A 20140-nucleotide genomic window follows, 5' to 3' on the forward strand; every position below is an offset into this window, starting at 1 on the left:
ACATTATTATGGTCCGATTTAGGAGGACTGTGCGCGCAGCAAACCCTATGAACACAGGCCGGAAATGGCTTGGGGTCATTGTGGTTCCCGCGAACTCTAATCCGCCGTCCCGGCCATAAAAAGAAGGGCGGTTGCAAGAAGGCTGGTGGTGGCTTGGCGCCGAGCGACCGGTAGGGTCGCACCGAATTGTAGTTCCGCCCCGGTTTTCGATAACGATATCCGGGACCATGCCTTTAGGGATATCTATTCCAATTTGGCATCAACTTAGCATAATTCCTCACAACAATGGCTCATATTCACCTGTTATAGTGCGTGTTAAGAATGAAGTCGCATTATTTCAGAGGGCTACACCCGCATGTCCAACTATGTTTCCACCAGCGAGATCCGTGCAGCGTTTTCCAGCGCCATGTCAGAAATGTACCGTGAGGAGGTTCCTGCCTACGGCACGCTGATGGCACTCGTGGCACGCGTCAATGACGAGACGCTGGCTCAAAAGCCTGATCTCAAGGAGCGCCTTTCGGCAACCGACAATCTCGACCGCATTTCCGAGGAGCGCCATGGGGCCATTCGCCTCGGTACTGCGGAGGAACTGGCCACCATGCGCCGCGTCTTCGCCGTGATGGGCATGTCTCCGGTAGGATATTACGATCTTTCGACGGCGGGGGTGCCGGTCCATTCGACAGCTTTCCGGCCGGTCGGTGACGAGGCGCTGAAGCGCAATCCTTTCCGTGTCTTCACATCGTTGCTGCGGCTCGATCTTATCCCCGACGAGGCTTTGCGCACCGAGGCCGCCCGTATTCTGGCGCAACGCCGGATATTCACGCGTGGAGCTATCGTCCTTGTAGAGAAGGCGGAGCGGGATGGCGGCCTGTCGAAAGAAGATGCCGATTGTTTTGTACAGGAGGTGCTGGAAACATTTCGTTGGCATGACAAGGCCAATGTCGATGTAAATATGTATCACCGCCTCCATGATGCGCACCGCCTGATTGCGGATGTGGTTTCCTTCCGTGGCCCGCATATCAATCACCTCACGCCACGCACGCTGGATATCGACAAGGTGCAGGCGCTGATGCCCGCTTTTGATATAGCGCCCAAGGCCGTTGTCGAGGGGCCGCCGACCCGTGAATGTCCGATTCTCTTGCGTCAGACCTCGTTCAAGGCGCTTGAAGAAGCCGTTTCATTCCCCGATGGCGAGGGGGGATGGAAAACCGGCTCGCACACGGCGCGTTTTGGGGAGATAGAGCAGCGGGGCATCGCGTTGACCCCGAAGGGGCGTGGCCTCTACGACCGGCTGCTTGATCAAACGCGAAAGCTGGTTCGCCCGGCTGCCGATGGCTCCAATGCTCGTGAATACGAAGCTGCCCTGGCCGGCACATTCGGGGCATTCCCCGATGATTGGGCGCAAATCCGCACAGAAGGTCTGGGATATTTCAGCTACTCGCTGACCTCGAAAACAACCGGCGCCGAATTCGCCTCTGTTCCCGATCTTGAAACACTCATTGCAGATGGCTTCGTTCGATTCGATCCTGTTGTCTATGAGGACTTTCTGCCGGTAAGTGCGGCGGGCATATTCCAGTCCAATCTCGGTGACGGCGCACAGCACGAGTTTGTTGCAAGCCCCAACCAGACGCGTTTCGAGGCCGATCTTGGGGCAAGTGTGCTCAACGAGTTCGACCATTACGCCGCCATTGAAAAGGCCTCCATTGAGGCCTGCCTCGCCACGTTTTCCAGCCGTCTCCTGGCCGGCTGATCTACCGCACCGGCAATTTCCCGATTTCCAAACCGGAGTTTTGAACGATGAACGTCACCGTTAAATCCGCATCTGTTGCAGAAGAAGCCGCCGCCATTCTCGACCGCCTTGGTGTCGAAAAGTCACTCTATACCGCGGGTGATATGGGTTCGTTTTCACCGGTTACCGGCGAGAAAATTGCAAAGCTGAAAACCGTGACGCCGGCGCAGGCCCATGCGGCCATCGATAAGGCCGATGACGCATTCCGCCAGTGGCGTCTGGTACCTGCCCCACGGCGCGGCGAACTGGTGCGTCTGCTCGGTGAAGAACTGCGTGCCGCCAAGGCTGATCTCGGTCGTCTCGTTTCCATCGAAGCCGGGAAAGTCCCCTCCGAAGGACTTGGTGAAGTGCAGGAAATGATCGACATCTGCGATTTCGCGGTCGGCCTTTCCCGTCAGCTTTACGGCCTGACAATCGCCACCGAGCGGCCGGGCCACCGGATGATGGAGACCTGGCATCCGCTCGGTGTTATCGGCGTTATCTCTGCCTTCAATTTCCCGGTCGCCGTCTGGGCCTGGAATGCTGCGCTCGCGATCATCTGCGGGAATAGCGTTGTGTGGAAACCTTCGGAAAAGACCCCGCTGACGGCGCTTGCGGCGCATGCGGTTCTTGCGCGGGCCATCAGTCGCTTCGGCGATGCGCCGGACGGTCTTTCGCAGGTGCTGATCGGCGATCGCGAAATCGGTGAAGTCCTCGTGGACCACCAGAAAGTGCCGCTGGTTTCGGCCACGGGCTCCACCCGCATGGGCCGTGCGGTCGGGCCGCGTCTCGCGGCACGTTTCGCCCGCGCCATCCTTGAACTGGGCGGCAATAATGGCGGCATTGTCTGCCCTTCCGCCGATCTCGACATGGCGCTGCGCGCCATCGCGTTCGGAGCCATGGGCACTGCGGGTCAGCGCTGCACCACGCTTCGCCGCCTGTTTGTCCATGAAAGCGTCTATGACAGGCTCGTGCCGCGTCTGAAAAAAGCTTATGGCAGCGTTTCCGTGGGCAATCCCCTGGATGGCTGCGCCTTGGTCGGCCCGCTGATCGACCGGCTGGCATTTGACAGCATGCAGAAAGCATTGGCCGAGGCGCGCCAGCACGGCGGTGTGGTTCATGGCGGCGAACGCGTCGATTGCGGTGCTGGGGAGGCATTTTACGTCAAGCCCGCGCTGGTCGAGATGCCGAAGCATGAAGGCCCGGTGCTGGAAGAGACTTTCGCACCTATCCTCTATGTCATGAAATATAGCGATCTTGACGCTGCCATCGAAGACCATAATGCTGTTGGCGCCGGTCTTTCGTCATCGATCTTCACGCTCGATATGCGCGAGGCGGAGCGTTTTCTTGCCGCCGATGGTTCTGATTGCGGCATCGCCAATGTCAATATCGGCACATCGGGCGCGGAGATTGGCGGCGCCTTCGGTGGCGAGAAGGAAACCGGCGGGGGCCGTGAATCCGGCTCCGACGCCTGGAAGGCCTATATGCGCCGCGCCACCAACACCATCAACTATTCCAAATCGCTGCCGCTGGCGCAGGGCGTTTCGTTTGATATCGACTGAGGTGTGATTATGACAATTTCCACAACCATAGTGGAGGCGGGTTTCAGACCCGCCTCAAGGATTGCCTCGGTCGGGGTATCGAAAATTCTCCAGATCGGTGCGCGTGCGGCGGCGATGAAACGCGAGGGGCACCCTGTCATCGTGCTCGGGGCGGGCGAGCCGGATTTCGACACGCCCGATAACATCAAGCATGCCGCGAAAGCGGCCATCGATGCGGGCGAGACGAAATATACCGCACTCGACGGCACCCCCGCGTTGAAAAAGGCGATCGTCGCCAAATTCAGCCGCGAAAATCACATCGACTACACGCCTGATGAAATCACCGTAGCGACCGGCGCCAAGCAGATATTGTTCAATGCCTTCATGGCGACACTCGATGCGGGCGATGAAGTGATTATTCCCACGCCGTACTGGACGTCCTATTCGGATATCGTGGAGATTTGCGGGGGCGTGTCCGTTCTGATCCCCTGCGATGCGAGCGCCGGGTTCCGGCTGCAGGCAGAGCAGCTCGAGAAGGCGATCACGCGGAAAACCCGCTGGGTGCTTCTCAACTCACCTTCCAATCCCTCCGGTGCCGCCTATAGCGAGGCCGATTACCGGCCGCTGCTCGATGTACTCTTGCGTCACCCGCATGTCTGGCTGATGGTCGACGACATGTACGAGCACATCGTCTATGACGATTTTCGCTTTGTAACGCCGGCGGCAATAGAGCCGCGCCTGAAAGAGCGAATGCTGACCATTAACGGCGTTTCGAAAGCCTATGCCATGACTGGCTGGCGTATCGGTTATGCCGGTGGTCCGAAGGCGCTGATAAAGGCAATGGCGGTTATCCAGAGTCAGGCGACATCGTGTCCTTCCTCTATCAGCCAGGCAGCCTCCGTCGAAGCGCTCAACGGGCCGCAGGATTTTCTGAAGGAACGGCAGCTGAGTTTTCGCCATCGCCGCGATCTTGTCGTGGCGCGTCTCAATGCCATAGAGGGGCTGGAGTGCCGCACACCGGAGGGGGCGTTCTACACGTTTTCCAGCTGCGCGGGCATCATCGGCAAGGTCACTCCGAAAGGAAAGCGGATTGAGGCGGATCATGATTTTACCGATTATCTGCTGGAAGATGCCCATGTGGCGGTCGTTCCCGGCTCGGCATTCGGCCTCTCGCCTTTCTTCCGTATTTCCTACGCGACGTCGGAAGCCGAGCTGGTCGAGGCCCTTGACCGTATCGCCCGCGCCTGCGCAGCCCTGAAGGGCTGAACGCAATGAAACGGGCAAGCCGATGATTCCACATCTCCGGTCCGCTTGCGGAGAAGTGCAGGCTCCCGCCGGTTTCTTTGAGCGTATCATTGAAGCCGGGTTCCGAGGGGATGTAGAAACATCGGCTTCCTCGCGCGGGGTCCTTGCCACCGATAACTCCATCTACCAGATGGAGCCTGCCGGGGTGCTTTTTCCCGAAGATACCGGTGACCTGAAAATTGTTGCCAAGGTTCTTTCAGAGCCTGCCTTTCGCAGCGTGGTCATCGCGCCGCGCGGCGGTGGCACCGGCACCAACGGTCAGTCGCTGACATCAGGCGTCGTGGTGGATTGTTCCCGCCACATGCGTCGGATCCTTGAGATCGATCCTGTGACGCGGGTGGCTCGTGTCGAGGCGGGTGTGGTCAAGGACCAGCTTAACCGGGCACTCAGACCCTATGGCCTGTTCTTTGCACCGGAACTCTCGACTTCGAACCGCGCAACCATAGGCGGCATGATTTCCACCGATGCCTGCGGCCAGGGATCTTGCCTCTATGGCAAGACCTCCGGCCATGTGCGCGGCCTGCGCGTGGTGCTCATGGATGGCTCGGACCTGTGGTCACGCCCGCTGGATAGCGCCGCATTGGCTGAAACGATGGCCCGTGATGACCGGACAGGTGAAATTTATCGCACTGTCGAGCAGATTACGCGCGAAAAGGCCGCCCGTATCCGCGAGATTTTCCCCGATCTTAACCGCTACATGACGGGTTACGACCTTGCCCATGTGCGGCGCGACAATGGTGATTTCGATCTCAACGCCATTCTATGTGGCTCGGAAGGCACGTTGGCGATGATCGGCGAGGCCGAACTCAATCTGCTGCCGATCCCCGCGCATGTGGCGCTGGTGAATATCCGCTATGGCGATTTCAACACGGCGCTGGAACACGCACGCGAATTGACTGCCCTCATGGTGGCTTCGGTCGAGACGGTCGACGAGAAGGTTCTCGGCCTCGCGAAGGGCGATATCGTCTGGAACGGTATCGCCCGTTTCTTTCCTGACGATATCCAATGCCCAGCCAACGGTATCAATATTGTCGAACTGCTGGCCGATGATGAGGACGAGCTGGAGCGGCATCTGGCGCAGGTCATTGCAGCGCTCGACACTGACGCCAGCCACCGGGGATATACCATTGCCCGTGGTCATGATGATGCCGAAGCGATCTGGGCGATGCGCAAGCGCGCCGTCGGTCTGCTGGGCAGTGTCGACGGACCGGTGAGGCCGGTGGCCTTTGTGGAAGATACGGCCGTGCCGCCGCAGAACCTTGCGGCCTATATCCGGGAGTTTCGGGCGCTGCTCGATGATGCCGGCGTGTCCTACGGCATGTTCGGCCATGTGGATGCGGGCGTTCTGCATGTACGTCCGGCGCTCGACCTGACCCGCGATGATCATATGCCGATGGTGCGCCATATCAGCGATGCCGTGGTGGCGCTGACCCGCAAATATGGCGGCGTGTTGTGGGGTGAGCACGGCAAGGGCGTGCGTTCGGAATATGTGCCGCAGTTCTTTCAGGACCTTTACCCTGATTTGCAGCGCATCAAGCAGGCGTTCGATCCCGATAATCGTCTTAACCCCGGCAAGATCGCCGCGCCAGCTTCACAAGCCCTGTTGAAAATCGACGAAGTGCCGCTGAGAGGAGGCGTTGATCGGGTTATCGGCAACGAAATCCGATCCGCTTTCGATAATGCCGCCTATTGCAATGGCAACGGTGCCTGTTTCGACTTCGATGAGACCAGCCCGATGTGCCCGTCCTACAAAGCAACGGGCGATAGACGCCAGTCGCCGAAGGGTCGGGCGATGCTGATGCGGGAATGGCTGCGATTGCTTGCCGAAAAGGGAACCGATCCGCGAAAGGAGGCTGCGGCGCTGCGCGTCGGAATTGCGGCCTTGCCGGCATTTATTCGCCGGGCGGCAAACACGCTCAATCCGGCCAACAAAAGCGATTTCTCCCATGAAGTGCGTGAGGCCATGGACAGTTGCCTGGCCTGCAAGGCCTGTGCAGGCCAATGTCCCGTAAAGGTTAGTGTGCCTGCGTTTCGCGCCAGGTTTCTGGAACTCTATTACAGCCGTTATCTGCGCCCGTTGAAAGACCCGCTGGTTGCCGCCATCGAAACCACCTTGCCAATTATGATGCGGACTAGGCCGCTCTATAACCTCGTGGCCGGAACCGGGCCGGGCCGCTGGTTGCTGCGTATGGCTGGACTGATGGCGCTGCCATTGCTGCCGGCAATGCCGCTTGCCGACCAGGCACGTCGCCTCGGCGTCGCGACCGCCACCCGCGAGCGGATTGAAAACCTCACCCAGGCCGAGCGGGAGAGGGCGGTGGTGTTCGTGCCAGATGCGTTTACCGCGTCGTTCGATCCGGATGTGGTGCTTGCGGCCGTGAGGATTGCCCGCAAGATGGGTCTTTTGCCTTTTCTTGCCGAGCCGCAGATCAATGGCAAGGCGCTGCATGTGCATGGTTATCTGGAGCGTTTCGAGCATGCGGCGGCGCGAACGGCGCGTTATCTCCAGTCGATTGCCGATCTCGAGGTGCCGCTTGTCGGGCTTGATCCGTCGATGACGCTGGCGTTTCGCAGCGAATACAGATCTTTGCCCGGCGCCGGATTGAAGTCCACGGTTCTTTTGCCGCAGGAGTGGCTGGCTGCACAAACCGGGCGGCTTTCGGCAAACCTGCCGCGGGAAGAAGGCGCCAGCTTCGGACTGTTACTGCACTGTACCGAACGCAGCAATATTCCCGCCTCGGCAGGCCAGTGGAAACGGATTTTCGAAGGGCTGGGAATAAGCCTCGATATCATCGATGTCGGCTGTTGCGGCATGGCGGGAACCTTCGGCCATGAGGTGCGCAACCGCGCGATATCTAAAAAGCTTTACGGCATGAGCTGGTCGACGCCGGTGTCAAATGCAAACGGGAATAATGTGGTCATGGCCACGGGCTATTCCTGCCGCTCGCAGGTGAAGGTGATCGACGGGAAATCGTTGCCGCACCCCTTGCAGGTGATAGATCGGCTTATCGGCTAAAAAGACCCATTTGAAAAAAAATATAAGCAGAGGGCCGGGAGCCGACCAATGCGGGCGATTCCTCGACGCCAATCCCGCTACAAAAGCGCCGGTGAACTGCACCGGCGCTCTGGTTTTGTGCTCCGCTCAGAAGTAGCGGACTTCCTCGGCTTCGATGCTTAGCGGGTCCTTGCCGCGCTTGGTCAGCCACGAATAGACAGGCGGAACGCGATCTGCGATCGATTCAACGTGAATGTCGATCAAGCATGGGCCGGATGTATATGCAAACGCTTCGGCCAGCGCCTTGTCGAGTTCTTTCGAATTGGTCGCGGTCCAGGCCTTGACGTCAAATGCTTCCGCAATTGCCTGCCCGCGCGGCGGCATGAAATCCACGCCGAAGCACTGGTTGTGTCCCTTCAGGCGGTGCAGCCCCTTGATCCAGCCGAAGGTGCCGTTGTTGAACAGCAGGAGAATGGCGGGAACCTGAAGGCGTACCAAGGTTTCAAGCTCGCCTACCGTCATGCCGAACGAGCCATCACCGAACATGCCGATCGGCCGCCGGTCCTTGTTCGCAAACCACGCTCCAACTGTGGCTGGCAGCGCAGACCCCAGGCCGCCGAACGCGCGCGGTATGGCAAATCGGGTCCTGCGGTCTTTCAGTTTCAGGAAGCGGGTCATGTGCGGGGTTGGCGTGCCCGCGTCAGAGTAAATATGGGCCGGTTTCCCGTAGGCCTCCAATGCTTCGTTAAAGCAGCGCACGGCCCGTTCGGGGCGCAGCGGAGCGGCTTCGGAGTTCAAGAGCGCTTCGGCATTCTCCCAGAAGTTGGCACGCAACCCGTTCAGTTCATCGACCCATTCCTGCGTCCTTGCCGCATCATGATCAATAGGGGCCATGTCGATGAGGCGTTGGAGCACAAGGCGTGCATCACCCTGTACCGATACGACATTTTCGTAGTTGTTGGCCATGATCTCAGGATCGATATCGATCTGGGCGACACGCTTGTTGAGCGTGATCTTCGGGAAGGTCCAGCCGATGGTTACGACCGAACCCATTCTTGATCCGACGAATAGGACAAAATCGGCGTGTTCCAGAGACCAGTTGGCATGCGGATGAAATCCGTTGTCGCCAATGACACCCACAGCCAGCCGGTGATCGTCAGGCATGGTGCCCTGGCCGGTCATTGTGGTGCAGACTGGAATATTCAGGCGTTCGGCAAGCTCCGTCACCTCCGGGCCGGCACAGGAGCGGTTGACACCGCCGCCCGAGACGATCAGGGGCTTCTTGCTGCTTGTCAGCATCGACATCACCGCATCCAGCTTGTCCTGTGGCGGAAGCGTTGGATATGCGGGAAACTGTTTGCATTCCGTCTCGACGTGAAGCGATACCCGCGCCGGGTCTACCTCGGCCAGCAGCATGTCTTCCGGAATCTGCAAATGGACTGCACCCGGTTTGCCAGAGCATGCAACGCGGAATGCGCGACGAATGATTTCCGGCAGTTTCTCCGCTGATTTTACCTGCACCGACATTTTTGTGATCGGGTCGAACAGGCGAGCACAATCCAGTTCGGTCAAGACGCCACGGCCTTCACCGGGGAGGGGTATGTCGATCGTCAGCAGAATGACGGGAACAGAGGATGAATTGGATTCGGCGACAGGTGGCAGCGAATACATGGCGCCTGCGCCTGATGGGCACTCGAAGACGCCGGGCTTGCTGGTGAAGCGTCCATAGGCGTCGGCCATGTAACCGGCAGAGCGTTCGTCGCGTGCCATAACGTGACGAATCTTGTCTTCTCGCTCCTGCAATGCCTCGTAAAAAGGAACGTTGGTGTCCCCCGGTACGCCGAATATCACTTCGACCCCATATCCGATCAGCATGTCCACTAGAATATCTGCGCCGCGCACGACGGTCTCCTTTCGCTACTTTAAAATTCAGTCACAACCTGCGTGGTTTTGAGGACGATCACGGTCACCGACTCATGCTGTGGGAAGCGTGACGGGATGTTTTCCCAATTTTCATGAGCCGGTCTCGCTCAGGCGAAACGCCTTGGCGAGAACGGCTCGATACCGGAGGTGGGCGCCTTGCCGCTCACCATGTCTGCGACAATCCGGCCAGTGATCGGACCGGATGCAAACCCGACATGCCCGTGTCCAAAGGCGTAGAAAACGTTGTTCGAGCGGGAGGAGGTGCCAATGACCGGCAAACCGTCCGGTGTGGACGGGCGGTGGCCCATCCAACGGTCGAGCTTCATCGCCGCGCGTGGCGTCAAGTGATCGTATGTGGCAAGGGCGTGCTCGATCAAAATATCGACACGTTTCCAGTTTGGTGGCGTCTCCACCGAAGCCAGCTCGACCTGTCCCGAAAGACGTAGACCTTTTGAAGTGGGTGTATTCGCCATCTTGCCATCGCTTGGCATGACTGGATACGAAGGCCCGTTTTCTTCGGAAACGAGAACGCCGTGATAGCCCCTCTCGGCTTCGAGCGGAATCCGGTCGCCAGCCTTGCGTGCGAGTGCTTTGGACCAGACACCGGATGCGATCACGGCCCTGTCGCATTCGAGGCGACCGTTATCCGTCTCGACGGCGATCAGGCTGTTATCATCGAAAACGAAACCGTTCGCTCGCGCTTTTACAAGAGTTGCGCCACGGGCGATTGCCGCGGAGACGATCGCTGCAACGTAAGCGCCGGGATCGACACAATGGGCGCCATCTTGCGCCAGAACCCCGAAGTTGTACCGATTGGAAAGGTGCGGTTCCCGTGCATGCAGTTGCCCGGCATCCAGTTCTTTCCAGCGCAAGCCTGTCATGGAGCGCAGGTGCCATGATAATTTCTCCGCCTCGAAATCCTGTCTGCCCGGATAAGCGTAGAGCAGACCTTCCTGGCGAATGAGATGGCTGAGGCCGAGTTCTTCAGCCAGTTTGAGGTGGCGTTGCGGGCTGTCTCCGAGAAGGGTTGCCAGCGCACGCGCGGTTTTCTCGACCCTGGCGACCGTCGAGCCGGCAATGAGAAACCTCACCAGCCAAGGCAGGAGCTTGATAATATGGCGCCAACTGATGACGAGCGGACCTTTTGGATTGAGCAGATAACTCGGAATCTGCTTCCAGAGACCCGGCATCGACATGGGTACGACCGATGCAGGGCTGATCCAGCAGCCGTGTCCATAGCTGGCGCTCTGGCGCCCACCCGGCTCACCGGCTTCAAGAATTGTAACCTGATGGCCGTCCCGGATTAATTCCAACGCCGCACTTGCACCCACTATGCCTGCGCCAATTACGATTACGTGCATGTCTATCATTCCCGAGCATTACAGCGGTTAGACGATCGCTGATCGATGGGCGCAAAAATCCGTCTCCTGCTGTGACGCGGAAGTTGGGTTCAACGCTTTTCGATCACTTTAATGGACCCCGGGGCAGAACCGGGATGACCTGTTTTTCAATTTACGTGCCAACCACGACCCGGCAGAAGGGGCGGTCGGTACAATCAGTTCGGACCAAGACCATTATGGAAATGGCTCAGGAAGGATCGCGTCGCCGGTTGAACGGGATTGTCGATCACCTGGCGCGCTTCGCCTTCCTCAACGACACATCCATCACGCATGAAGATGACACGATCCGCCACGTCGCGGGCAAATGCCATTTCATGCGTGACCAGCAGCATCGTCATGCCTTCGGCGGCAAGAGAGCGGATGACGGATAGAACCTCTCCCACCAACTCGGGATCGAGCGCCGAGGTCGCTTCATCGAACAGCATGACTTCAGGCTTCATCGCCAATGCCCGAGCGATTGCGACGCGTTGCTTCTGTCCACCGGACAAACTGTCGGGGGGAGCCGTTGACTTATGGGCGAGCCCTACCTTTTCCAGCAGTCCGCGGGCGATCTCCCGCGCCTCGGCCTTGGATTTTCGCAGCACCGTGATCGGCCCTTCCATCACATTTTGCTCGACGTTCATGTGCGGGAAAAGATTGAAGCTCTGGAAAACCATCCCTGTCCTTGCGCGGAAGGCGGCAAGCGCCTTGTCACCGGGCAGCTTCCGCGTGCTGGAAAAGTCAATTGCCTGGTCACCCACGCGAATGAAGCCCTGCTCCGGAACCGTCAGCAGATTGACGCTTCGCAGTAACGTCGATTTTCCTGAGCCGCTGGGGCCAATGAGCGCGACGACGTTTCCTTTCTTCACGTTCAGCGTGATATCCTTCAGGACTTCGAAGTCGCCGAAGGATTTTTTGACGCCGGAAAGCTCGATCATATTGTGTTCTGACATGATGATAAGCCTTTCGTGATCAGCGGCCTGCACGCGCTTCAAGCCTGTGAGCGAAGCGTGTCAGCGGGAAAAGGAGGATGAAATAGATGACTGCGATCATCGTGTAGGTTTCCAGCGGCCGATAACTTGCGGACGTGATCAACTGGCCCTGGTAAAGCAGATCCGGAACGGCCAAAACCGACAGAAGCGACGTGTTTTTCAGCTGTAGAACTGTCTGGTTCATCAAGGGCGGGATCATGCGGCGAAATGCCTGGGGTAAAACCACGCGCGCCATGAGCTGATGTCGCCTCATGCCAAGCGCGCGTCCCGCGTCCCATTGGCCAAGATCAACCGAAATGATGCCTCCGCGGATGATTTCGCCGAAAAATGATGCGCCATAAAGCGTCAACGTGATGAAGGCAGCCGCACCCGGCGACAACTCTATTCCGGTCAGAATCGGCAGCGCATAATAGCACCACACAAGCTGGACCAGGACCGGCGTGCAACGGAATATCTCGATGAAGCCCGTGATAAGCCCGCCGAGGATTTTTACGTTGGAAAGGCGAGCCAGTGCGACCAGACAACCGACGATCAAGCCTGAAACCGCAGTGCCAATCGTAAACCCGATTGTATAAAGTACACCCGTCCAGATCAGGCTCTGGTACTGTATGAGAAAACCGAAGTCCCATTGATATTGCATATCGTTCCCACTTTTTGTTTTACGCATTTCCGGACGGAAAACCGGCGTCCACTTTTCCTGGAAATGCTCTAGCGCGCTTCACCAATCGAGGCTCCTGCATGAAGCCACCGGCCAAGTGTGAGGATATCGAACACCGGAAGGCCAAAACGCTTCGATATCTCCGCTGAAAAAGGCGGCAAGTTCGTGCATTCAAATAGGAGCGCGCCGATGGAAGGCTGCTTGTCAACGAGATCCTGAACGGTCTGCAATAACTCGTTGCTGAGGGCCTCGCGGTCATAGGGCTTGCCACCCTCGATCAACTGGTGAAACGCGCCGCCTTTGGGCAGTCCGGTAACCGGAGGAATATCCTTGACGCCTGCTTCCCGGAAATGACGATCCGTCAGAGAGTTGAAATCATATGTAATCACTCCGACTTTCTTTCCAGCCGGAAGAAAGGCGGTGATCTGCGGAATTTGCAGCAGGCTGGAGGTTGCAACAGGGAGCGTGAGGCGGCTTGCGAGCGCGCTTTGCCGCAGCACCAGAAAACCGCATGATGTCGTCAATGCACAGGCGCCTTCTCTCGCCAGCTCTTCACCGGCAGCCACAAAGGCATCGAGCAAAACCGCATCGTCTTCGCCATTGACGATCGTTCTGGCGCTTGCCCCCTTGACCGTTTTGTAGACGACGGGGAACGGCCAGCTTCCCGCGTTGCCCACATCACCCAAAGGACGCTCGAACGTCGTGTCGAGCATCATGATACCAAGCGAGTTGGCCATGATTTCACCGGAAAATACAATGGACGCCGTGCCTGACGCGACGGCAGCTCCTGTTGGAAACAGGGACAGGATCACGCGTGACCCTGTCCACACCCGATCATCAGAACTGAATATCGGCCGGAATATCTTCTTTCTGAACGCCGACCAGATCGAGACTTGAAGTGATCCAGCTCGTCACCACGCCGGAAGAGCGATTGAACTCAAGCCAGTTGTCTACAAATGTCCGGAATCGTGAACTGTCCTCTGCACGAACGCCGGCACAGGTCGGCTGACGCACGATTGGACCGGGGACAACGATTTTGCCGACATTCGCGTTCTTCTTGACAGTTACCAATGACAACATTGCGACCTGGATGACAGCGTCAGCGCGACCGGTTTGAACCGAGAGTGTTGCTTCGTCAGGGGTCTTCAGCGCGACAAGTGTTGCTTTTGGCAGAACGCGACGGGCGAAAAGATCATGTGTCGATCCGATATCGACCGCGATGCGGATTTCCGGCTTGTTCAGCTCTTCCCAGGTCTTCGGCTCAAGGCCGGGCTTGGCGATGATAGTGAAGGTATTCTGCATGATCGGACGGGTGAATTCGACCACCAGTGCGCGTGACGGTGTGGGGCTGAGGCCGAACATGATATCGATCTTGTTGGCCTGAAGATCGAGAACCGCGTTGCCCCAGGTGGTTTCGCTGATTTCGACTTCAGCCTCGAGCGACTTTGCCAGATCGCGGGCCATGCTCATACAAAAGCCAGACCACTCACCGGTCGCGATATCCTTGTGATAATATGGTTCGGTTCCAACAATCCCGGCAACGCGCAGTTTCTTGCTGCTGCGTATGCGTTCAAATGTGGAGCCTGCGGCGGGTGCCTGTGCGACTGCAGGTGTAGCAAGAGCGGTTGCAACCGCGCCCGCACCGGCAAGTCCAAGGAGGCTTCCAAAATCACGTCTGTTCATGTCATCCCCTTTTTTACATTATTTGATGGTACTCCTGCTTCGGCGGGTTCCCAGTTATCCGCGTCGCAGTCTCGGCAGTTACCTTTTCCCTTCGGGTTACAGGCACGTTCGCCGGATGAGTCAGTCTTGACGATCTTGCATTTAAAACAAAACATCGAATAATCCACTTTGCATGAGTTTTAGTCATGATGAAGGGGTTGAGCATTGAGGCGGTATCTTCCATCACTTTCGGCGCTGCATGCCTTCGAAGCTGCTGCCCGATATATGAACTTCACGCGCGCCGCTGATGATCTCGGTCTCACGCAGAGTGGTATCAGCCGGCAAATCCGTAATCTGGAGGATTTTCTGGGGACTACCCTTTTTCACCGTTCAGGCCCACGTTTGGTGCTGACGGAAGTGGGGGCCAACTATTATCGCGACCTTGCGTTCACGCTGGACCGGCTTGAGGAAATCTCGATCGATGCGGTTCGGGGCCGTAGTGTGGATTCCTCCCTGATGGTGGGAACGCATCCAACTTTTGCGGCCCGCTGGTTGCCGCAAAGGCTGTCCACGTTCATCTCGGCATTTCCCGACATACCTCTTGAATTCACACTCGCGACCCCTGCGACAGATTTTGAAACGACACGTCTGGACATAACGGTATTGAGGGGGGCTGGCACGTGGCTTCATGCCCGCGCGATTGAACTTTTCCCTGAGAAACTTGCTGTCGTTGCAGCACCCAACCTCATTCCATTGGGCGAGAAACTCGATCCACTCGATTTTGCGAATTTCCCTATGATACAAAATGCCGGCAGGCCGAGCCTCTGGCTGAACTGGCTGCGTTTTGCCGGATTATCTTATAGCGGTCGTATTCAGGGAATACGATTTAGTCACTATGAGACGATCATAAATGCCGCAGTCAGCGGACTTGGTATAGCAGTCGTGCCGACGTTTTACATCGAACACGAAATTGCAAACGGGCAACTACATATGCCGTTCGGAGACGCTACACATTCCGACGATTCCTATTATGTCGTTTACCCTGAGAGGAAGGCGAACAATCCGAATATCGTGTTGTTCAGGGATTGGTTGATCAGGCAATCCCGTAGACACGGGAACAACAGGGTTACCTAAGCTCCAGTTTTCGCCATGGCGTGCACTCTGATCAAGCCTATGGGACGTAATGAAGATTGTCTTTCGACGCCGCAACGCTGGCAGCTCTCCTTAGTTCGTTGCGGTGGCTCTCTGAATAGCCCCTAGATTTGTAGACACCTTCTTTCCTAATTTTGAGGCAAGAAGAGCATCATGAGCAAATCGAATTTCAGCGAAGAGTTTAAGCGTGACGCGGTGCGGCAGATCACGGAGCGGGGCTATCCGGTTGCTGAGGTTTCGCAGCGTCTCGGCGTCAGCCAGCATTCGCTGTATGAATGGAAGAAGAAGTTTGCTGGGTCGGACTCCAAGGGTAACGACGAGGCCGAGGAGATCAGGCGGCTGAAGAAGGAACTGGCTCGCGTCACTGAGGAACGCGATATCCTAAAAAACGATCACGGGCTTTGGTCCGCCTGTGCGCGGTAGAAACAGGTCATGCTACGATCGCTGCCGGAGGGGAGTTGCCGACTGCTTATTGGAGGCGTTCGACCCCGTTAAAAAACGTGGCACATGGGCTGTTGCGAACTTGAGAGTGGTGACGCGGCTTCAGCCGCGATCCCGGTTAGGAAAATGACGAACTTGCGCGGCCCACCCCTTCCCCAAACAAAGGAGGAGAAGCCATGCCCAAGACAAGATCATCAGCCCCGCAGAACCTCACCCGTGTGAATCCGGGCGCAGCCGCCATCGACATCGGGTCCACTATGCATATGGCGGCGGTCAATCCGGACAGTGACGACATGCCGATCCGCGCTTTCGGCACCTTCACTCATGACCTGCATGACCTTGCCGCGTGGTTCCGTTCTTGTGGCGTCACGAGCGTAGCGATGGAGTCGACCGGCGTCTACTGGATACCGGCATTCGAGATTCTGGAGCAGCACGGATTTGAAGTGATCCTGGTCAATGCGCGTTATGCGAAGAACGTCCCCGGCCGGAAGACCGACGTCAACGATGCGGCATGGCTTCGCCAATTGCATTCCTATGGTCTGTTACGCGGAAGCTTTCGGCCAACCGCACAGGTCGCAACATTGCGTGCTTATCTGCGCCAGCGAGAACGGCTGGTCGAGTATGCGGCAGCTCATGTCCAGCACATGCAGAAGGCTCTGATGGAGATGAACCTGCAACTCCATCATGTTGTCTCCGACATCACCGGCGTGACCGGTATGAAGATTATCCGGGCAATCGTTTCCGGCGAGCGCGATCCCGAGGCCTTGGCATCATTGCGTGATGTTCGCTGCCACTCTTCTGTCGAAACAATCCGAGCATCCCTGATCGGTAACGATCGTGATGAACACGTGTTTGCGCTTTCCCAGTCACTGGCGCTCTACGACTTCTATCAATTGAAGATGCTCGAATGCGACCGCAAGCTGGAAACGGCGATTGCCATGATGACTGCAGAAGTCGAACAGCCGCGCGCGCCGCTGCCAAAAATCCGGACTAAGACCAAGCAGACGAATGCGCCATCCTTCGATGTCCGGGCCGCTCTATACGGCCTTACGGGCACAGACTTGACGCAAATCCATGGACTTGGCTCCTCGCTCGCCCTCAAGCTCATCGGCGAATGCGGAACGGATCTGCGAGCATGGCCCACCGCCAAGCACTTCACATCATGGCTCTGCCTAGCTCCCGGCAACAAAATATCTGGCGGAAGACTTCTCTCGTCGAAAACGCGCCGATCATCGAGCCGGGCAGCCGCACTCTTGCGGTTGGCAGCCACCACGATTGGCCGAAGCGACACGGCACTGGGTGCATTTTACCGACGTTTGGCAGGGCGCATCGGAAAGCAGAAAGCCGTGACGGCGACGGCACGTAAGATCGCGGTTCTCTTCTTCAATGCCCTTCGGTTCGGCATGGCTTATCGTGATCCTGGTGCGGCGGCATATGACGAGCGCCATCGCGGTCGAGTCTTGGCAAACCTGCAGCGCCGTGCTCGCTCTTTGGGATATCAACTTGATCCCATCCCCGATGCGGATAGTGTTTCTTAGGAAAGCGGCCGCGTATTTCGCCAGGGATGCAAAGTGAAGTACGCGTTCATTGCTTTGCATCGCTTGCAGTTTTCGGTGCGGACGATGTGCCGCCTTCTGCGGGTTCACCCGAGTGGATTTTACACCTGGCTGAAGAACCCGCTGAGCAGGCGAGCCAATGAGGACAAGCGACAGACCGATCTCCTCCTGAAGGCATGGGAAGAGAGCGGCAAGGTCTACGGTTATCGCAAGCTGCACGACGACCTTCTCGATCAGGGAGAGATGTGCTGCCCGAACCGGGTCGCGCGCCTGACGCGTCTCGCCGGGATAAAGGCGCAGATCGGCTACAAACGCCGTCCCGGCATCTATGGCGGCAGACCGTCTGTCGTCGTCGATAATAAGCTCGACCGGCAATTCGACGTAGCAGCTCCGGACAAGGCCTGGGTCACGGACATCACTTACATTCGAACCTGCGAAGGTTTCGCTTACCTTGCGGTTGTCATCGACCTCTATTCTCGCCGGGTCATCGGCTGGGCGATGCAGAGCCGACAGACCACGGACGTCGTATTGCAGGCTCTGCTCATGGCGGTGTGGCGACGCAAACCGAAAGACAAGGTGCTGATCCACTCGGATCAGGGCTCGCAGTTTACCAGCATGGACTGGGCCTCGTTCCTCAGGCACCACAATCTGGTTCACTCGATGAGCCGACGCGGCAACTGCCATGACAATGCGGTGGCCGAGAGCTTCTTCAATCTTCTGAAGCGAGAGCGGATACGGCGCAAAGTCTACCGTTCACGCGATGAAGCACGCCAGGACGTGTTCGACTACATCGAAATGTTCTACAACCCGAAACGCAAACACGTCAGGAACGGGATGCTGTCGCCCGTCGAGTTCGAGAAGCAGCAGAAAATCTAACCCGAGGGTGTCTACGAAACTCGGGGCTATTCACTCCCCAATTCGGCGTCTTTTCGGAGCATATCCTCAATCTCCGCCGCAGACACCTGCAAGAACTGACGTTTGACTGTTTTTTGCGGAAAGTGCAGGTATCTCAAGGTGGTTTGCCATTCGCCTGTAGGCCGTAAAACTAAGGCCCTCAACGAACTCTTCATCGACGACGAGACGTTAGGTGCCAGTTTCCAAATGTGCCATGAGGCTACTTAGTACGAATTGATGCACGAAAGTGATTTCGCTGCTTGTCGTTCTCTCTATCATGTCAGAATCCTCTTGTTTTCTTATGAACTGCCCCCCATTTCGACCGGACAGTCGGCATAAGCAGAAAGGTTCAAGTACAAGCTTGGGTATAGGCTTATGTCTAACGAGTATCGACACGTTGAATTGCTGACGGGCGATGTCCGCCGTAGGCGGTGGACAACCGAGCAAAAGCTGACGATCATTGAGCAGAGTTTCGAACCTGTGACCTGAGACCCGACTTCCCTCCAGTTTTCGGGAGGGTCTTGAGTTTTTTGCTCTGATCCCAAACCTTGGACCGCCAGAGACCCGGGAAGGCATCGCCTGAAAACAGCGGCGCAAGGGGACTGTCCGCAACAGCCTCTCTCATCCCGCGAAGCTGGGTTGAACCGCCGCTCGCCCACTTCAGGCCGACGAGCGTTAAGCCGCGAAGAACTTCGGCTCGATTATCGCACTCAACGGCGTTTCGCTGAGTGTCCACGAAGGAGAGGTTCTGTGCCTTCTCGGAGATAACGGAGCCGGCAAATCAACCCTGATCAATACTCTTTCTGGCGTTCACAGGCCGACATCCGGCGACTTCCTGGTCGAGGGCAAACAACATCTCTTTTCGGGGCCAAGAGATGCGCTCGATGCGGGGATCGCGACCGTCTACCAGGATCTGGCGATGATCCCACTGATGTCTGTCACAAGAAACTTCTTTATGGGGCGCGAGCCGTTGAAGGGCTTCGGTCCGTTCAAATACATGGACATGGAATTCGCGGATCGCGTCACCAGCGAAGAAATGAAGAGAATCGGCATCGATGTGCGCGAACCCGGGCAGGCCGTCGGCACGCTCTCCGGTGGCGAACGTCAATGCGTGGCGATTGCACGCGCTGTGTACTTCGGGGCAAAAGTCCTCATTCTCGATGAGCCGACATCTGCACTCGGTGTTGCGCAGACCTCCATGGTCCTGAAGTACATCGATCAGGTTCGCAGCAAAGGTCTGGGCGTGATTTTCATTACCCACAACGTCAGACATGCTTATGCCGTCGGCAATCGTTTCACAGCTCTGAACAGGGGAAAGACGCTTGGCACATTTGCCAAACACGAAATCGACCTCGATGGCCTGCAGAATCTGATGGCCGGTGGCAAGGAACTACAGTCGATCTCCGCGGAGCTGGGCGGCACCATCTGAAGACACTTGGAAACATGAATTTTGGCCCGGCGAATTCGCGGGGCCTTGGGACAGCCATATCCAAAATCCAGGGAACCACCCCAAATGAGCAGTACAAATAACACCCCGTTTCCGTTAGCCGCCTGCGCGGAGATGTTATGGCGGGACAAACCAATCGAATGGCGCGCCTCCCGATTGAAGGAGCAGGGATTTGGCGTCGGCCTCTGGAATTGGCCAGAACACGACATCAACAAGCTCGAAGCCACCGGTGCGACCTTCACAATTATGAACGGTTACCTGACAGGCCGCCTCACCGATGATGAGGGCGCAACCGAACTTTTGAGAACCGCGCGCGAAACGGCTCAGATCGGCAAACGTCTTGGCGTTCAGCGCCTCAACCTTCACGGCACAGGCCTCGGGGATCGTGGACTGCCGGTTCAGCCTGTCGAGGTCGTCACGGGAACCA

At 57.4% G+C, this 20140-nt stretch carries 13 protein-coding genes and 4 pseudogenes; 10 read left to right on the forward strand and 7 right to left on the reverse strand.

Annotated features, from left to right (window positions below; all coding sequences use genetic code 11):
* Positions 1–355: 355 nt before the first annotated feature.
* From hglS to ydiJ, 4 genes are read left to right on the forward strand one after another with little or no spacing between them, the layout of a single operon-like run.
* Positions 356–1750, forward strand: a complete 1395-nt coding sequence (gene hglS / locus O9X91_RS23550) for a 2-oxoadipate dioxygenase/decarboxylase HglS (protein WP_269834415.1) — start codon at positions 356–358, stop codon at positions 1748–1750.
* Positions 1751–1797: 47 nt separating this feature from the next.
* On the forward strand, positions 1798–3330 hold the full coding sequence (gene amaB / locus O9X91_RS23555; protein ID WP_269834416.1) for an L-piperidine-6-carboxylate dehydrogenase: 1533 nt from the start codon (positions 1798–1800) through the stop codon (positions 3328–3330).
* Positions 3331–3339: 9 nt separating this feature from the next.
* Positions 3340–4575, forward strand: a complete 1236-nt coding sequence (locus O9X91_RS23560; protein ID WP_269834417.1) for a pyridoxal phosphate-dependent aminotransferase — start codon at positions 3340–3342, stop codon at positions 4573–4575.
* A 22-nt stretch (positions 4576–4597) separates the two neighbouring features.
* Positions 4598–7630 carry a D-2-hydroxyglutarate dehydrogenase YdiJ gene (gene ydiJ / locus O9X91_RS23565; protein ID WP_269834418.1) on the forward strand — a complete coding sequence of 1011 codons (3033 nt, stop codon included), beginning with the start codon at positions 4598–4600 and terminating at the stop codon, positions 7628–7630.
* A 126-nt stretch (positions 7631–7756) separates the two neighbouring features.
* Here ydiJ and O9X91_RS23570 read toward each other — a convergent pair whose 3' ends face one another.
* The 6 genes from O9X91_RS23570 to O9X91_RS23595 form a co-directional block, all read right to left on the reverse strand.
* Positions 7757–9511, reverse strand: coding sequence for a thiamine pyrophosphate-binding protein (locus tag O9X91_RS23570; protein ID WP_142914000.1), 1755 nt, complete (start codon positions 9509–9511; stop codon positions 7757–7759).
* 128 nt (positions 9512–9639) lie between these two features.
* Positions 9640–10893 carry an NAD(P)/FAD-dependent oxidoreductase gene (locus O9X91_RS23575; protein ID WP_142913999.1) on the reverse strand — a complete coding sequence of 418 codons (1254 nt, stop codon included), beginning with the start codon at positions 10891–10893 and terminating at the stop codon, positions 9640–9642.
* A gap of 194 nt (positions 10894–11087) precedes the next feature.
* Positions 11088–11864, reverse strand: coding sequence for an amino acid ABC transporter ATP-binding protein (locus O9X91_RS23580; RefSeq protein ID WP_142913998.1), 777 nt, complete (start codon positions 11862–11864; stop codon positions 11088–11090).
* A gap of 19 nt (positions 11865–11883) precedes the next feature.
* On the reverse strand, positions 11884–12543 hold the full coding sequence (locus O9X91_RS23585) for an amino acid ABC transporter permease (protein WP_142913997.1): 660 nt from the start codon (positions 12541–12543) through the stop codon (positions 11884–11886).
* A gap of 68 nt (positions 12544–12611) precedes the next feature.
* A complete protein-coding gene (locus tag O9X91_RS23590) occupies positions 12612–13298 on the reverse strand; it encodes an aspartate/glutamate racemase family protein (RefSeq protein ID WP_142914081.1) in 687 nt (228 codons plus the stop codon).
* A 100-nt stretch (positions 13299–13398) separates the two neighbouring features.
* Complete coding sequence (locus O9X91_RS23595) at positions 13399–14244, reverse strand: transporter substrate-binding domain-containing protein (RefSeq protein ID WP_080794731.1); 846 nt, start codon at positions 14242–14244, stop codon at positions 13399–13401.
* Between the two features lie 204 nt (positions 14245–14448).
* On the opposite strand from O9X91_RS23595, the gene O9X91_RS23600 reads away from it, so the two are divergent.
* The 4 genes and pseudogenes from O9X91_RS23600 to O9X91_RS23615 form a co-directional block, all read left to right on the forward strand.
* Positions 14449–15357, forward strand: coding sequence for a LysR substrate-binding domain-containing protein (locus O9X91_RS23600; RefSeq protein ID WP_142913996.1), 909 nt, complete (start codon positions 14449–14451; stop codon positions 15355–15357).
* A 171-nt stretch (positions 15358–15528) separates the two neighbouring features.
* Positions 15529–15762, forward strand: a pseudogene (locus tag O9X91_RS23605) (transposase); the annotation flags it as partial.
* A gap of 230 nt (positions 15763–15992) precedes the next feature.
* Complete coding sequence (locus O9X91_RS23610; protein WP_142913995.1) at positions 15993–17354, forward strand: IS110 family RNA-guided transposase; 1362 nt, start codon at positions 15993–15995, stop codon at positions 17352–17354.
* Positions 17355–18248: pseudogene (locus tag O9X91_RS23615) on the forward strand (IS3 family transposase); the annotation flags it as partial.
* Positions 18249–18822: 574 nt separating this feature from the next.
* On the opposite strand, the pseudogene O9X91_RS23630 reads toward O9X91_RS23615, so the two are convergent.
* A pseudogene (locus O9X91_RS23630) lies at positions 18823–18957 on the reverse strand (ABC transporter permease); the annotation flags it as partial.
* 9 nt (positions 18958–18966) lie between these two features.
* Between O9X91_RS23630 and O9X91_RS23635 the strand changes: the two are divergent.
* A complete protein-coding gene (locus O9X91_RS23635) occupies positions 18967–19695 on the forward strand; it encodes an ATP-binding cassette domain-containing protein (RefSeq protein ID WP_142913994.1) in 729 nt (242 codons plus the stop codon).
* Between the two features lie 84 nt (positions 19696–19779).
* Positions 19780–20140, forward strand: a pseudogene (locus O9X91_RS23640) (hydroxypyruvate isomerase); the annotation flags it as partial.

The sequence above is a fragment of the Agrobacterium salinitolerans genome (assembly GCF_027498475.1).
Classification (GTDB): Bacteria; Pseudomonadota; Alphaproteobacteria; order Rhizobiales; family Rhizobiaceae; genus Agrobacterium; species Agrobacterium salinitolerans.

Excerpts from the sequence above, each read along its gene's own strand:
- hglS (WP_269834415.1), top strand. The coding sequence starts at position 356 with ATGTCCAACTATGTTTCCACCAGCGAGATCCGTGCAGCGTTTTCCAGC.
- amaB (WP_269834416.1), top strand. The coding sequence starts at position 1,798 with ATGAACGTCACCGTTAAATCCGCATCTGTTGCAGAAGAAGCCGCCGCC.
- O9X91_RS23560 (WP_269834417.1), top strand. The coding sequence starts at position 3,340 with ATGACAATTTCCACAACCATAGTGGAGGCGGGTTTCAGACCCGCCTCA.
- ydiJ (WP_269834418.1), top strand. The coding sequence starts at position 4,598 with ATGATTCCACATCTCCGGTCCGCTTGCGGAGAAGTGCAGGCTCCCGCC.
- O9X91_RS23575 (WP_142913999.1), bottom strand. The coding sequence starts at position 10,893 with ATGCACGTAATCGTAATTGGCGCAGGCATAGTGGGTGCAAGTGCGGCG.
- O9X91_RS23580 (WP_142913998.1), bottom strand. The coding sequence starts at position 11,864 with ATGTCAGAACACAATATGATCGAGCTTTCCGGCGTCAAAAAATCCTTC.
- O9X91_RS23585 (WP_142913997.1), bottom strand. The coding sequence starts at position 12,543 with ATGCAATATCAATGGGACTTCGGTTTTCTCATACAGTACCAGAGCCTG.
- O9X91_RS23590 (WP_142914081.1), bottom strand. The coding sequence starts at position 13,298 with ATGGCCAACTCGCTTGGTATCATGATGCTCGACACGACGTTCGAGCGT.
- O9X91_RS23595 (WP_080794731.1), bottom strand. The coding sequence starts at position 14,244 with ATGAACAGACGTGATTTTGGAAGCCTCCTTGGACTTGCCGGTGCGGGC.
- O9X91_RS23610 (WP_142913995.1), top strand. The coding sequence starts at position 15,993 with ATGCCCAAGACAAGATCATCAGCCCCGCAGAACCTCACCCGTGTGAAT.